We start from the raw sequence: 16,850 nt of genomic DNA on the forward strand, positions 1-16,850 counted from the left end.
CGTGTCTCGTTAGAAAGAATAAGAAACTTGGGCAATAATAGCATCAATAGTTGAATAAAGTTCGACATCTTTAAGCTCACCAGGAGCATCAAAACCTGCATCCGTTGGTGTTTGACGATAATACTCCAATCTAAAAGATAAATGATGACCATTATTCACTAACAAACCATATTTTAAGCCTACCGTAATAGTGGACATTTCACCTATGCGATAATCAGCACTAACATAGGAAGGTAATGCGGCACCATCAATTAAAAACGGTTGATAAAACACAGCAGCACTTTGTTGATAAAATCTAAAGTGCGGTTGTAAATAACTTTCTGTACCAAACGTATCTCCTAAAGGTATTCTAAAGCGAGAATCAATAGTATGAGAAGTGATTTCCCAGTCATCCCACATATAACGATAAGAAACATCAAGTACTGTACTATCAAAGTGATAAAGCGATTGCGCATAAATACTTTGCTTAACACGAGAGTCCGGTCTAGATTCGTAAATATAATCTTGGGTAAAACCACTGCTGCCATCTACTACCGATATAACTTTAAAGGGGTCTGTTAGGTAGCCATCAACCATTGAGTAAGAATAATTGAATTGCGTGATCATTCTGCGATTGATAACTTGCGTAAAGCCTAATAAAATATCGGTAGTTGTTTTGGTATCTTCTGAGCCAATACGCGTTTCAGCAAAGTCATCACCCCAAGAAGGTGCACTGCTGTCTCCTATTAACATAGAACTAAACGGTTTAGGAATACCTCCTTCTGGGGTAAACGTATCTTGAAAGAAACTAAATCCCGCTGAGAAAGTTGAGTTTTTTCGATCGAAATCAAACGCTAAATTACCATTAATCCCCAGTGATAAATAATCATATTCCTTCGATATATGAACACCACCGCTGGCAGTATAGTTGGGTGCTATTGGTTGAGTCCATTGGCCATTTAGCTGAACGCGAGTGTCTTTAAAGGTATCATCAAGGGGAGTATTGCCTGGGGCGATTGTATATTGCCCCTTACCCGATGGTCGGGTAAACGTTTGTACATTGGGTTGTGCTACTGCGCCATTAGCCGATGCACCTGTTAACGCATCAATCGTTAATTTTAAGTTAAGTATTTCATCATCAGCAAAAGTTTTTGTGGCATTAAAAATAGCTTCCGCGGCACTCACTCGGTCTACTTCACTGTAAAATAAAAAAGCACTGTCGAATTCCCATGTACTTTCTTCTGTATTGGGATTCGACGTTGTGTCTGCTTGCGCTATGTTACTTGTACCCAGTAGCGCCGCGGTAGCGAGTGTTAATGCCGCTTTAATATTAGGTTTTTCAGTTTTATGTTTCATATTATATTTTCTTTGAAAGTGTGACTTACAAGTGATTTATTAGGAGCTATTTAAATGGTGTATTAATTACAACCGCAGCCACCACCACCAAATCCTTTACCGCCACTTGATGCTTCTTTACTAAAATAAATATGATCATCAAGCGCGGCATCAACCGGAGCTGCGTTTAATGACATTTCATCTTTCGCTAATAAATCACGTTCCCAAGGCTCAACACCTAAATTTGCACAGCCCGTTACACCAATAACCAGTGGTAAAAACAAAACTAATTTGATATTTTTTGTCATAATATAAGGCCTTATTTAGTAGCGAGTAACTGTTCTATTTCTTGTTGATATAACGATATTTTGTTGGTGAAAAATCCAGTATGACGAGATTTTATTTTACCGTCTCTACCTATCAGCATACTGCTAGGCATACCTTGTATTTTGAAGTGTTTTGCTATTTTTCCTTTCGGATCATAAATCACGGTGAAAGAAGCTGGCGTTTCACTAAGAAATTTAGCGGCTAAGTCTTTATTCGCATCTAAATTAATGCTAATAACACTAAACCCTTGCTGTTTATATTCTGCGTCGATTTTATTCATCCAAGGAAATGATTTTCGGCAAGGCCCACACCATGACGCCCAAAAATCCAAATAAATCACCTCCCCTTTATGTTTATTCAACGCCTGTTCAAGGGCTACTTGGCTATCGGTTGCTTGCTGAGCATAGGTATTACTTGAGAAAATAACCATGATAGAAAGTAATAAAACAAAAAATGATAACTGCTTTGATAAATGTTGCAAATTGGTACCTAATTTAAAGAGTAATTGCCAGAATATTTAATTAAACCATACATTAACTAAGTTTTCTTAACGAACCCTTAAGAATTGTTATATTTTCATTTTTTAACTGTCATAAGCCCCAGAACCTCTTAATTACATTTTATTTCACCAATAAGGTAAATTATGCTTGTTTTTTATAGTAGAACTGGCAAAGTGTCGCTAACAATTAGTGTTGTTACACTAATTATTCACACAATTTGACTTACTATTAATTAAAGGAGTAGCGCTTCAATGTGTTCGATCTTTGGTATACTAGATATAAAAACAGGTGCTCAAGCACTTCGTCCAACCGCTTTAGAATGTTCTCGTCTATTACGTCACCGTGGCCCAGATTGGTCAGGCATATACAGTAATGATAATGCCATATTAGTGCATGAACGTTTATCCATTGTTGATACTGAGCATGGTGCTCAACCTTTATATAATGAAGACAAAACCCATGCACTTGCCGTTAACGGTGAAATATATAACCATAAAGCTCTAGAAGCTGATTTAACGGTAGATTTTGACTTTAAAACAGCTTCTGACTGTGAAGTTATATTGCCGTTATATAAAGAGTTTGGTGTTGATTTTGTTGATAAATTGCAAGGCATGTTTGCTTTTATTGTATACAATGAAACGGATAATTCTTATTTAATTGCCCGTGATCATATGGGTATTATTCCGCTTTATACTGGCTATGATAGCGACGGTAACTTTTATGTTGCTTCAGAAATGAAAGCACTTATGCCTATTTGTAAAACGGTAAGTGAATTTCCTCCTGGGCATATTTTAGATAGCCGTGTTGGTGAATTACAACGCTATTACAAACGTAACTGGCAAGAATATGCAGCGATTAAAGATAACACCACTAGTAAAACCAAAATTCGCGAAGCATTAGAAGAATCAGTAAAAAGTCATTTAATGACTGATGTACCTTACGGTGTACTGTTATCAGGTGGTTTAGATTCGTCACTGATTTCTGCTATCACGCAAAAATTTGCTGCTCGTCGCATTGAAGAAAATGATTTATCTGAAGCTTGGTGGCCAAAAGTTCATTCGTTTGCTTGTGGTTTAGCTGGTTCTCCTGATTTGGTTGCCGCGCAAACTGTTGCAGACAGTATTGGTACTATTCATCATAGTGTGATCTTTACTGAGCAAGAAGGTATTGATGCATTAAAAGAAGTTATTTATCATTTAGAAACTTATGATGTAACAACTATTCGCGCTTCTACGCCTATGTATTTAATGGCGCGTAAAATTAAAGCGATGGGTATTAAAATGGTACTTTCTGGTGAAGGTGCTGATGAAATATTTGGTGGTTATTTATACTTCCATAAAGCACCTAACGCACAAGAGTTTCATGAAGAGTTAAACCGTAAACTAGACCGTTTACATAAATTTGATTGCTTACGTGCAAATAAATCAATGTCAGCTTGGGGTATTGAAGCACGCGTACCATTTTTAGATAAACACTTTATGGATGTTGCCATGCGCATCAATCCTGAAGATAAAATGTGCGGCAACGGCATAATGGAAAAAGCAATTTTACGTGAATCTTTTGAAGGTTACCTACCAAAAGAAATATTATGGCGTCAAAAAGAGCAATTTTCTGACGGTGTAGGTTACTCGTGGATTGACGGGTTAAAAGCCCATGTTGAAGCACTTGTGACTGATCAACAACTTGAAAATGCTCACATTAGATTCCCGGTAAATACACCTGATAACAAAGAAGGTTATTACTACCGTACCGTTTTTGAAGAGAAATACCCATTAACTACTGCTGCTGATTGTGTTATTGGTGGCAAGTCTGTTGCTTGTAGTACTGAAGAAGCACTGGCTTGGGATGAAAGCTTCCAAAACAATGCCGACCCATCGGGTCGTGCAGTATTGAGTGTACATAACGAAAGTTATTAATTACCTTTCAAAAATGACATTTTAAAATAATAAAAGGCTTACTATATTTAGTAAGCCTTTATTTTTATAAAAATTATCACCTTAAAAAATAACAAGTTGCTTGCGTTCAAAATATTTTCTACTAAAATCAGTTTATAGTTTAATTAGTCATAAAAGTAATTTCATGAAAAGAAAAGTGCTTGCATCAATCATTATTAGTAATATCGGTTTAGTTGATCTAGCCTATGCAAAAGAAGATAACTTAATAAATTTATCTTTGGAAGAATCAATAAATTCACAAATAATAACCTCTTCAAAATATCTTGAAAAAGCTGTCGATTCCCCCGCAAATATTCATATAATTACCGCAAAACAAATTAAAGATCGTGGCTATAAAAACCTTGAAGATTTATTAAGAAACATGCTGAGTGTCGATTTACAAGAATATGCTGCGATTGGTAATTACAATGTGATCAGCATGAGGGGTGCTCGCAGCAATAACAAATTTCTTATATTAAAAGATGGTGTACGACTATCCACTCCAGCAGGTGAAATAAATGCAATCGCTAATAACTATCCCCTTTATTTTGCGAAACGTGTTGAAGTATTAATAGGCCCCGCCTCGGTAACTTATGGTGCGGATGCTTTTGCAGGTGTCATTAATATAATTTCTTCAGATAAAGATAATGCGGACTATACTCAGGTATCAGTGTCTGTAGGAGATGCTCATTATCTCAATGGAAATGCTCAATATAGCCGCCTTTTCAATAACGGTGTCTTTGTAAATATCGGAATACAAGGTCATTATAGTCAGGAGCTAAATTTTTCCGATAATTACCCTGAGTTATACAATGATAACTCAATAGACTACAACTTTAAGAATACTGAAAATTTCCAGTTTTTTGCCGATACAACTATCACTGAAAATTATAGCATGGGTGTTTTTCACTCTAAAATCACCTACTCATCAGACTTTACTGCTACACCCGAATCTTCGAGTTTTGATCATAGTTCCCTTGAAGAAAGTTTAACGAATATATATGCAAGCTTTAACTATACTTTCAACGAAAAATTACAAACACAAACATTATTTACTTATCAACTATTCACGTTAGGTAATGCGAGTCATGTTAATAATATTTTTACTCATTACACTAAACAATATAAATACGGCCGAACCGCACGTTATAGCTTAAATCAAGATTTAACTTATCAACTTAATCAGTCTCATTTATTATCTGGGGGAATCGTTTATGACTATTTTGATATTATTCCTCGTAGCCCAAACCTAGCTGAACCCTATGAAGCAGATAATAAACCAGACGAGCAAATACTCTTTTATCCAAACACTGAACTTGCCGTTGAATTTTTTCAACACCGAGATGAAAGTGTTGGCTTTTACCTACAAGATAACTGGCAGATAAACGATAAATGGCGACAAGTTATCGGAATTCGTTATGATCACCATTCTCTTTATGGGGGCACAGTAAGCCCTAAATTGAGCACTATTTATCAAGCTGATGCACATAATGTCTTTAAATTATTGTATGCTCATTCTTTTTTAACTCCATCTTCTAGCCAAGCATTTAATAGTGCAGGCTCCTTTACAGGTGAGAAGAATGAACAAGACGAATGGCTAAGTAGTCCTCTTACTGCGTTTAGTGTACCAAACGAGCAATTACAACCGGAAACATTAAAAAGCCTTGAACTAAATTATGAACATTGGTTTAACCCGCAAAGTACCATTAAATTCGCTCCATTTTATAACAAAATAAATAATGTGATCATAGGGTCAAATGATGAAACTGCAAAGCAAGCCATTTCAGGGGCTTACTTGACTAAAACTAGTTCATATAAAAATAGTGGTCAATCAACTGCATATGGTATTGATATTTCAATCAACTCAACCATTAGTTATGACAAAAGTAACACTGAATATTGGTTAGCATTATCTTATATTGATGGTGAATTAACTGAACAAGGGATTGAAACAGACTTACCTTTAATCGCACATTATAAAATAAAGACAGGCTTAACGTTTAACTATCAAAATAACCATTATCGCTATGTATTTAGCCCAACATTACGTTGGATAAGTAATACAACCGGTAATAATTTAGTTATTAATAGCCAGAATGAACGAACAGAAATTGATAGTTATTTTGTCGTAGACTTGCATGGCGAGGCGCAATTAACAAATAATTTAACGCTAAAGTTAACGGTCAATAACCTACTTGATGAAAAGTATTACCATGCGCCATTTGATAGCGATTTAGTCGCTTTTAACAAAGCGCCACAAGTTGGACGCCTTGTTTTTGCTACTGTTGAATATGGTTTTTAAGCTTGAAAGCTAGACCTTAAAACCATTTACTATCTCTTTTACCAAAGGAGGTCCTTGGTAAATAAAGCCAGTATATACTTGAACTAAACTAGCACCAGCGGCTAGTTTTTCATTCGCATCATGGCTCGATGCAATGCCACCGACACCGATTATGGGTAGTTTATCGTTTAAAGCTTTCGCTAATAAGCTTATAACAGTAGTACTTTTATCTTTAACTGGCGCACCACTTAAACCACCTTGTTCATTGCCGTATTCAAGCCCTTCAACCCCTTCGCGAGATAAGGTTGTATTGGTAGCAATAACACCATCAATATTATTATCAATTAAGCTTATGGCAATAGAGTTAACTTCATCTTCTGTTAAGTCTGGCGCAATTTTTACTGCAATTGGTACATATTTATTATATTGCTTTTCTAATTGTGCTTGTTCAACTTTTAATGCCGATAGCAATTCATTTAACGCTTCGCCATATTGTAAAGAGCGTAAACCTGGCGTATTAGGTGATGAAATATTTATCGTTATATAACTAGCAAAATTATACACTTTTCGCATACAGTGAATATAATCATCTTTAGCATTCTCTTCTGACGTGTCTTTATTTTTACCGATATTAATACCTAATACACCGCTAAATTTTGCCGCTCTTACTTGCGATACTAAGTAATCAACACCCTTATTATTAAAACCCATACGGTTAATAACAGCATTCGCTTCAGGTAATCTAAAAATACGCGGCTTAGGATTTCCGGCTTGAGGACGTGGAGTTACAGTCCCTACTTCAACAAAACCAAATCCCATAGCAGCAAAGGCATTAATACATTCACCATTTTTATCTAGACCTGCAGCTAAGCCTAATGAATTTGGGAAATCAATTCCCATTACGGTTACCGGTTTATTGGTAACGCGTTGCTTATATAAAGCATTCAATGGTGTTGAACCAGTGCTTTTTAACCCTTTAATGGTTAACTCATGAATGGTTTCGGCATCAAACTGAAACAACACTTTACGAATGGCAGGATAAAACATAAAACCTCTAGTTAGTTATGTAATACCAATTGAAATAATGAATACACCACTTAGCGAGAATTAAAAGGCTTAGAGGCAGGCATTGATTGAAGAGAATGGTTATCCCCTTGTCAAATCAATAACGCCGCATGTAAGCCTTTTAAACTCGCCCTTTGGGAGCTCAGTAGCAAACTGATAACAGCACAAAATAAATAAAATATAGAGTAAACTATGTTTAACTCATTTTGTTTGTTCTATGCTCGCTACTGTAGCTCTAAGTTGAGAGATTCATTAATTCAATTGGTATAATGATAGCTGGAAATAAAAATCCCCACTTAACTTTGAACAGTTAGGTGGGGATTTTATCAGTTAAGTAAACTTTTTAAAATTGCTTTTAATTACTTTTTACTCGTTAATAAAAGTAATATTAAGTGGTTATGTTATTTGGTACTTTTTCGCAATTTAGACTTAGTAACATTAACTCCCGCAAGGCTACAGAGAACATAGCAAACTCATGAGTTTGACCTACTTTAAAGTCTGATAAAATATGTTGCCAACGTGTAATAGGTATTTCATTAACTTCCATCCAAGTATCAAGCATATCATCAAGATCTTCAACTTTCACATCACAGTCACATTGCAACACAACAACGGCTAATGAACGTTGTTGCCAGTCAAGTTCTTCTCTAAAAGATGCTCTAGCAAGTGCTTGCCAATGATTAGCGACAGTCTGACGAGTAATTTGCTCTAAGAACCAATGTAGCTCTAAACGAACGCCTAATTTAAAGTATAAATTAGCCACAAGTTCAACATTTTTACCTTCTTGTTCAGCTATACCGGCAATATCTAATACTGAGAAAATAGTACTTAATTGCGATATACGTTGAGCAATTTCTTTGGGTACGTCTGCGGCCACTAAATCACTTTCAACGCGTTGTAGCTCTTTTGCTTCTTCCGCTATAATAAAGTCATTAAGCTTTTTAGATAAGATAGTAAACGTTGGCTGATACAGCGCTATTGTTTGCTCTATAGAAACTGCTTTATTGCGATGACGTAAAAACCAACGTGTTGCTCTTCTGACTGTACGACGATATTGAAATAACATTTCTGTTTGAATAGCGGTAGAAATTTTATTATTTAATATTTCAATTTTTTGCCAAAACTCTTCTAACTCAAAGATCGCACAAGCCATGGTGTAACTATTGGCTATTTCAACGACAGCAGCGCCTGTTTCTTCTTGCATACGATTTACAAAATTAAACCCCATATCATTACCAATTTTATTGGCTAGTTTAGTCGCAATAATTTCTGCACGCAAAGGATGCTGTTGCATTTCATCTTGATATTTATCACGCAACTGTTTAGGAAAAGCACTGACTAATAATCGGTTATGATAAGGGTTATCCGTTATCTCTTTATGAACTAACTCTTCTTTAAGTACCATTTTGCTATACGCAAGTAAAACAGCAAGCTCAGGGCGTGTTAAGCCATTGCCTTTAGCGATTCTATCAGTAATTTCTTCATCATCTGGAATAAACTCTAATGCTCTATCAAGTTTACCTGCTCGTTCTAAGTCCTGAATAAAGCGCACTTGCTCTTTCATATGATTAACACCACGTTTGGCGGTAATAGACAATGAATGTGTTTGACGATAACAATCTTCAATGACTAAATCACCGACTTCTTCAGTCATATCATAAAGTAATTTATTACGTTGTTTAACCGTTAAATCACCATTTTGTACTAAGCTATTAAGTAATATTTTTATATTAACTTCATTATCGGAACAATCAACACCACCCGCATTATCAACTGCATCGGTATTAATACGGCCACCATTAGCGGCAAATTCAATACGGCCAAGTTGTGTTAATCCTAAGTTACCGCCTTCACCAACAACTTTAGCCTGTAGTTCACCACCATTAATTCTTAAGGCATCGTTTGCTCTATCACCTACTTCTAAGTGCGTTTCTTTACTGCTTTTAACATAGGTACCAATACCGCCATTCCATAACAAGTCAACTTCCATCGTTAAAATTGCTTGGATCAAATCATTAGGAGACATGCTTTGTTTTTGCGTCCCTATCATTTTTTTGATTTGCGGTGTTAATTTGATCGACTTCACATGACGGCTAAAAATACCACCGCCTTTTGAAATCAACTCTGCATTGTAATCTTCCCAGCTACAGCCAGGCATATTAAATAACCGCTCACGCTCTGGATAAGTTTTCGCTGAATCAGGGTTAGGGTCTATAAAGATATGCATGTGATTGAATGCTGCTTGTAAGCAAATGTGTTTTGATAACAGCATGCCATTACCAAATACATCTCCCGCCATGTCACCAATGGCAATACAGGTAAAATCTGTACTTTGGCAATCAATATCCATTTCTCTGAAGTGGCGTTTTACCGACTCCCACGCACCTTTTGCAGTAATACCCATGGCTTTATGATCATAACCAACACTCCCGCCAGAAGCGAAAGCATCACCTAACCAGAAATTATATTCATCAGAGATACCATTGGCGATATCAGAGAAGGTTGCAGTACCTTTATCGGCTGCTACAACAAGATAAGCATCATCTTCATCAAGGCGTACAACATCGACAGGAGGAACTACTTTACCATTAACAATGTTGTCAGTAATGTCTAATAAAGCACGAATAAAAGTACGATAACATTCTTTACCCGCTTCAAATATTTCTTGACGAGTTCCCTTTGGTAATTGTTTACAAACAAAGCCACCTTTAGCACCTACCGGCACAATGACCGTATTTTTAACTTGTTGTGCTTTTACTAGACCTAAAACTTCGGTACGGAAATCTTCACGCCTGTCAGACCAACGTAACCCACCTCGAGCAACTTTACCACCGCGTAAATGCACACCTTCAACTTGGGGTGAATAAACAAATATCTCAAATTTTGGTACCGGTTGTGGCATTTCACTAATTTTTTCTGGTACCATTTTGAACGAAATATATGGTTTCTCGCCCATAAGTTTATCCAGTTGGAAATAGTTAGTACGAATAGTCGCACTGATCATTTCAACAAAGCGTCGAATGATACGGTCATCGTCTAAGTTAGCAACATTATCCAATGAACCTTCGATAGACTCTAGCAACTTTGTATGTGCTTTATCTTTTACATTCTCAGCAAATTTATTATGAGGATCAAAACGTTGTATGAATAAATTTATTAATAATTGCGCAATGCTAGGATAACGAGCAAAAGTATCTTCGATATAACTTTGACTAAAGCGACCACCAATTTGACGTTCATATTTAGCAAAGGCGCGTAAAATAGAAACTCTACGCCCTTCAATCCCTGCACCTAATACTAATCGGTTAAAGCCATCATCTTCTAAATCGCCCTGCCAGACTTTAGCAAAGGCATCTTGGAAGAGTGTACTCACGGTCTGAATATTAAAATCATTTTCGCCATTAATAAGCATAGAGAAATCTAAAATCCAGTAGGTTTCCCCATCCGTTGTTTTAATAGCATAGGGGCTTTCACCAATAACACGTAAGCCAAAGTTCTCTAAAATAGGTAACACATCCGATAGATGAATTGGATCGCCTTTATGGAATAATTTTAATTTGACAAAGCGACTACCAGTTTGTTCTTCTAAAGGTTGGTAAAACAACATTTCTAAACCATCAGAAAAATTTACTCTTTCTAATTTTTCGATATCAACAATCGCAGATCCTGGTAATACTTCGTCTTTATAGGCTTGAGGAAAGTGTATATATTTTCGACTTAATGCTTTCGCTGCAACTTCACCTTTATTGGCGACTAGTGCACTCACTAATTTGTCATCCCAGCTTCGTGCGGCTTCATTTAAATTAATTTCAATTTCTTTCACGTTAATATCTACTTTTGTTGACTTAACCTTAACAATATAATGTGTTCTGGCTTGCACTGATTCAGAGAAGTAGGTGTTAAACTCAACTTCTTCATCACTTCCAAATGCTTCTTGCAACAAGTGCTGAGTTTCAATACGTAATTCAGTGTTATAACGCTCACGTGGTACATAAACCATACAAGAATAAAAGCGATCAAAAGCATCACGCCTGACAAATAAACCGCAGTAGTCACGCTCTTGCATTTGCAAAATTCCCAACACATTTTGCAATAGTTCATTAATATTACTTTGTAATATTTCATCTCTAGGATACGTTTCAAGAATATTAATCAATGTTTTATAGGCGTGTGTTCCTTTGGCAAAACCTGAAGAGTCACATACATCTTTTACTTTAGATTTAATTAACGGTAAATCTAAAGCACTGTTAGTGTAATAAGCAGAGCCAAACAAACCAATAAATCGTTCTTCACCGATAACGTTACCTTTGGAATCAAAACGTTTTATACCGATATAATCAAGTTGCGCAGGTCTGTGCACTCTTGAGCGAGAATTAGTTTTGGTGAGAATTAGGTGGTTTTCACCTAAAGCGATGTCACGCCCCGACTCATTTAAGCTTGAAATTAAACGGTTTGAAATTGTAGTAGAGTTTTTCATTAAACCTAAACTAGAATCCATGTTTGCTACAAGTTCAATATCACCTTGTACCGCAGTAACATCGTATGAACGATAACCCATTAAGGTAAAATTATTGTTTGCTAACCATGACAAAAACTCTACCGTATCATCCTTTGCGTTTTTACTACCGGGTAACGTAGACTTTTTAACATCATCGAGAACCTTGTCAAACTGTTGAAGCATAGGTTGCCAATCGTTAACAGTTAATGTGATATCTTCAACAACACTTAATAGTTCATCTTTTATAAGATCTAATTCTTCTTTGGTCGACTGTCTATCTATTTCAATAAAAAAGATACTTTCTTCTGATGTCGCTTTAATTTTAGAATCAACGTTAGACGCCAGTTGAGTAATATTTCTATTTTTTCCTCGCACTAATTTTAATGGTAAACTCAACATCAGATGTGGCGATAGACCCAATCGATTTAAGGCTATGCGAATAGAATCAACTAAAAAAGGCATGTCTTTAACGATCACTTCAATAATAGTATGACTTGATTTCCAACCATTTTTACTTACCGATGGATTAAAAACATGAATGAGAGGAGTGTCATCCGTATGTTCATTAAGCGTACTCCACAAACTCAATGTAGCACCATACATGTCACTGTCATTTCTATTTGATAAATCGAGAGAAGAAATATTGCCATATAATAAAGACGAAAACTGTTCGACTAAATCGGCTGTGTCTTGAGGGAGCTTTTTCTTTATTAATTGTGCTACATTTTTTAGTATCACTGATGGAGAACCATTAACTAACGCCATACCGTATTCCTTTTGATATTATTTTAACAGAAAGCTTGTAATAATTTAGGTTGCACTCTCTTTTTACGTTATGTATTCAATTGTGGGTAAAGTAAGAGTTTTGTTGCTTTTTATTTCTTTTATTTTGCACTTTTAATCAAACGTAGTAATTAAACTAACTTATTTTATGACTATATAAAACATTTACTGAAAATATTTAGTGACGGATTTTGTAGTGTAGTACAGATTTTATAAGTTAATTTAGCGTGTTTCTGGTACTTTTTATTTACAACAAATATTCATGTAGTTCTTTAAACCTATTTGTATATACCCATGATACTTCAAGATGTGCGTTTCAGGACAGCTGAACGATTCATGATCAAGGCGCATCTTTTTATTAAGGGTCGTTCAGGAGAATGTGCTCCTGAACAACCATTATCTTCAATCAAAGCCTTGCCTAAAGACGTTTCTAACTCCAGCTGAATCCAACATATTGAAGTAACATGGGTATACACAGTGACAGGATATAAAAAAAGCCCTTAATAAATAATTATTAAGGGCTTCTTAGTTATCTAAAGTATTTTTTATAACTAATATTTTTTATTGAGCCATAGAAATGCTGACAAAGCAGGTAATACAATAACTGCGGCTAGCATATTAACTAAAAACATAAAGGTTAATAATATGCCCATATCTACTTGAAATTTCAAATCAGAGAAGAACCATGTTGATACCCCAATGGCAAGAGTTACACCTGTAATCAACACAGCACTACCACGCTCTTTAAGCGCCGCAAGGTAGGCATCATGTACATTTGCACCTGCTTTCAATTTTGCACTCATGGTTGATAAAATGTAAATGCCATAATCAACACCAATACCAACTCCTAGGGCTATTACTGGTAGAGTAGAAACTGTTAACCCTATATCTAACACCGTCATTAACCACTGAGCCAAGGTTGATACTACATATAAAGGTAATACAACAACAATCGTTGCTCTTATGCTTCTAAAGCTTAATAAACATAAAATAATAACGGCACCATAGACATAAAGCATCATAGGTAACTGAGCCTGTGCTACAGCTTCATTAGTTGCCGCCATAACACCAACAGGACCCGATGCAAGCTTGAACTGTAATTGCTTATTGCCTAGTTCAGCTGCGGCTAATTTAACTTCATCAATCACACGATCAATGGTTTCAGCTTTATGATCTTGTAAGAATAAGATAACGGGCATAACACTACAATCACTGTTTAATAAACCACTTGAAGAAGGTACGCGAGCAATAGATTGTACTAGTGTTTGCTGGTTACGAGGAATCACACGCCATTTGGGATTACCTTCGTTATAACCGGCATTAACTAATTTAGATATTGAAGCTAAACTCACTGCAGATTGAATCCCTTCAACATTTTCCATACGCCATTGAAATCGATCAATAGTATTCATGGTATCGTAATAAGTACAAGCATCAGGCGTAGATTCAATGATCACCGACATATAATCAACACTGATTGCGTACCGGTTAGTAATTAAAAACGTATCTTGGTTATAGCGAGAAGACTCATGCAATGCCGGTGCTCCTGCATGTAATTCACCAATCTTTAAACTTTGTGAATTAAACCAACCAGTAGCATACAAGATAACGGTTAACACTAAGATTATTAATGCTGGCCCTTTTTTTGCAAAGCTCGCCATAAAACGCCAAACAATACTCTCTTCACCAATATTACCGGCATGATTTTTTCTGTCTTTAGGTGTAATCGTTAAATAAGAAACCAGTAATGGTAGTAATAGTAGATTAGTTAAAATAATCATAGCTACACCTAATGATGCAGTGATAGCTAATTCTCGAATGATACCAATATCAATTGAAAGCAAAGTCAAAAAACCAACAGTATCAGACAATAAAGCAATACCACCAGGAATTAATAAAGCCCTAAAACTCGCTTGGGCAGCTGCTTGGCTAGACAAACCAAGGCTCACCTGCTTAACCACTGAATTAATCATTTGCACGCCATGGCTAACACCAATAGCAAACACTAAAAATGGCACTAATATAGACATGGGATCAAGCCCAAACCCAAGCGTAGATAGCATACCCATTTGCCAAATAACGGCAACTAAAGAGCATGCTATAGGCAGTAATGTCAAACTAATCGAATGACAGAAAAAGAAGACCATAATAGCGGTTATCGCAATAGCAATGGCAAAAAATACGACAACTCCTTTAGCACCTTCTGCAACATCCCCCACCATTTTAGCAAAGCCAATTATATGAATTGATATATTATCTTTTTCAAATGTATGTCTTACTTCCTGCTCTAGTTGTGCAGCCATGTTTAGCGTATCAAGCTTTTCTCCTGTATTTGGATTAAAATCCATTAAAGAAGCTTTAACCATGGCACAACTATAATCATCAGCAACAATGCTACCAACAATACCTGCTTTTTCAATATTACCTTTTACAATAGCTAAGCCACGTGCATTTGCTTGAAAATCAGCAGGGATTACTGGTCCGCCAGCAAAACCATCTTCGACTACTTCGACGAAACGGGTGCTAGGAGAATATAATGATTTAACCTGAATACGATCAATACCGGGTATAAAAAATAGCTTATCGTGCACTCCTTTCAACGCATCAAAAAATTTAGCAGTAAATATATCACCATCACTATTACATACAGAGATTAAAATATTATTGGCACCGCCAAAATTTTCACTATGTTTTAAATAGGTTTTCATATAATCATGGTTAAGTGGAATATTTTTAGTAAAAGAGGCATCTAGCTTTATTTGTGTTGCTTGAAACATCAAGAAAGCACTCACTAAAACAAAAAGCATCAACACCAAAAACTTGTGGCGGAATAGACCTATTTCTAAACGGTTGGCAAGGGAAATTTTCATAACGTATTACAATCCAATTGTTCTTATTTTTATGGTTTAACTTTTAAAAGAAAGTTTACAAAGAAATGATTTTAACTCCAACATCAGAAACAACAATCAATTGATTATTAAACCAGACCCCTGCAATTAGGGATTTACCATCTTTCTGGTTTCTTAAACTATAGCTTTGACCATCATCATTACTTTCAAGCAAGGTACCATTATTTGCGAGTAGAAAAATGCGATTATCACTCGTTAAAACAATATCATTGATCAATGCCGTAGTATTTGTTTGACGTTGTTGCCATGGTGTACCATTTTTTGAACTTCTAAAAACATGCCCACGTAAGCCAACCACAAGCAGATTGCCTTTCAAAGTTCGAGTTATGTCAAAGAATGAGCCTTGATAAATTTCATCTAATAGTTGCCAGGTTTTACCAAAATCATAACTTTTAGCAATTAACCCAATTTCACCCACCATATAGAGTGTACGTCCATCAAGCACTAAGCGATTAAAATGAGGTAGAATAGAGGATGCTTCATCTAGGTAAGCTTCCTCGTCTTCTTGTTTTAGCTCGGCTAGATATTCAGCATCGTCAGGTAATAAGAACTCACTATGAAATTCTTTTTGCCATGTTTTACCGCCATCTAAAGTACGAAATAAAAGTCCATAGGCACCAATAGCCAAACCCTCTAGTGGTGTTTTGAACACTACATTAAGTAATGGTTTTTCTAATGTAGGTTTGTATTGCTGAACTTGCCACGTTAAACCACCATCTTGACTATGCAAAATCGTGGCATCATGGCCAACGGCCCAACCAAGCAGCTCATTATAAAAAAACACATTGGTTAAGGTTGTTTGAACAGGCACACTAGATTGTTGCCAGTTCACACCATCACTAGACATAATAATATGACCGTGCTCACCAACCGCCACTAGTTTAACTTGTCCAATGGTGGTTATGTCTAATAATAACGATTGACTCGCTAAAGGAGCTTTCACTGAAGGAATATAAGCAGTTGAAGAAGAGTCTGCAGCCAAACTTACTAGGCTGTATGAGTAAAGTAAAAAGCTCATCAATAAAGGTAAAACAAAAGGCATTAGCGAATTCTCAACATAATTATAAAAAATAGTTTTTATTCATCTAACCTTGGAAAATACATAATTCCGTAGGTGTTTTGCACTGAATCTTGTGCATTAACCTTAATATTCTCAATTAAGACGCCATGAGGATAACATGAAGTGAATAGTTACAAAAAACATTAACGATAAAAACAAATAATCAAAAGTTAAAATAA

9 protein-coding genes are annotated in these 16,850 nt (G+C 35.9%); 2 read left to right on the plus strand and 7 right to left on the minus strand.

All coding sequences use genetic code 11. The features are described 5' to 3' along the window. Window positions 1-9: 9 nt before the first annotated feature. From DWA31_RS13045 to DWA31_RS13055, 3 genes are all read right to left on the minus strand, one after another. Window positions 10-1,335, minus strand: coding sequence for a DUF3570 domain-containing protein (locus DWA31_RS13045; protein ID WP_114327017.1), 1,326 nt, complete (start codon window positions 1,333-1,335; stop codon window positions 10-12). Window positions 1,336-1,397: 62 nt separating this feature from the next. Beyond that, window positions 1,398-1,622, minus strand: a complete 225-nt coding sequence (locus tag DWA31_RS13050; protein ID WP_114327018.1) for a DUF4266 domain-containing protein — start codon at window positions 1,620-1,622, stop codon at window positions 1,398-1,400. Window positions 1,623-1,633: 11 nt separating this feature from the next. Beyond that, window positions 1,634-2,122 (minus strand): TlpA family protein disulfide reductase, encoded by a 489-nt coding sequence (locus tag DWA31_RS13055; RefSeq protein WP_245942621.1) that lies wholly within the window; start codon window positions 2,120-2,122, stop codon window positions 1,634-1,636. Window positions 2,123-2,392: 270 nt separating this feature from the next. Between DWA31_RS13055 and asnB the strand changes: the two genes are divergently transcribed. Next, entirely contained in the window at window positions 2,393-4,057 is a 1,665-nt protein-coding gene (gene asnB / locus DWA31_RS13060) for an asparagine synthase B (RefSeq protein WP_114327019.1), read from the plus strand. A 163-nt stretch (window positions 4,058-4,220) separates the two neighbouring features. Then, window positions 4,221-6,377: a TonB-dependent receptor plug domain-containing protein gene (locus tag DWA31_RS13065; protein WP_114327020.1), complete on the plus strand. Its 2,157-nt coding sequence runs from the start codon at window positions 4,221-4,223 to the stop codon at window positions 6,375-6,377. Window positions 6,378-6,386: 9 nt separating this feature from the next. Here DWA31_RS13065 and pyrD read toward each other — a convergent pair whose 3' ends face one another. The 4 genes from pyrD to DWA31_RS13085 form a co-directional block, all read right to left on the minus strand. Next, window positions 6,387-7,403, minus strand: a complete 1,017-nt coding sequence (gene pyrD / locus DWA31_RS13070) for a quinone-dependent dihydroorotate dehydrogenase (protein WP_114327021.1) — start codon at window positions 7,401-7,403, stop codon at window positions 6,387-6,389. Between the two features lie 406 nt (window positions 7,404-7,809). Continuing rightward, window positions 7,810-12,684, minus strand: coding sequence for an NAD-glutamate dehydrogenase (locus DWA31_RS13075; protein WP_114327022.1), 4,875 nt, complete (start codon window positions 12,682-12,684; stop codon window positions 7,810-7,812). 569 nt (window positions 12,685-13,253) lie between these two features. Continuing rightward, the gene (locus tag DWA31_RS13080) at window positions 13,254-15,572 is read right to left on the minus strand and encodes an efflux RND transporter permease subunit (RefSeq protein ID WP_114327023.1); all 2,319 of its coding nucleotides are present in this window, start codon (window positions 15,570-15,572) and stop codon (window positions 13,254-13,256) included. A 55-nt stretch (window positions 15,573-15,627) separates the two neighbouring features. Then, on the minus strand, window positions 15,628-16,653 hold the full coding sequence (locus tag DWA31_RS13085) for a WD40/YVTN/BNR-like repeat-containing protein (protein WP_114327024.1): 1,026 nt from the start codon (window positions 16,651-16,653) through the stop codon (window positions 15,628-15,630). Window positions 16,654-16,850 lie beyond the last annotated feature (197 nt).

It is taken from the genome of Candidatus Colwellia aromaticivorans, from assembly GCF_003333305.1.
Lineage (GTDB): Bacteria > Pseudomonadota > Gammaproteobacteria > Enterobacterales > Alteromonadaceae > Colwellia > Colwellia aromaticivorans.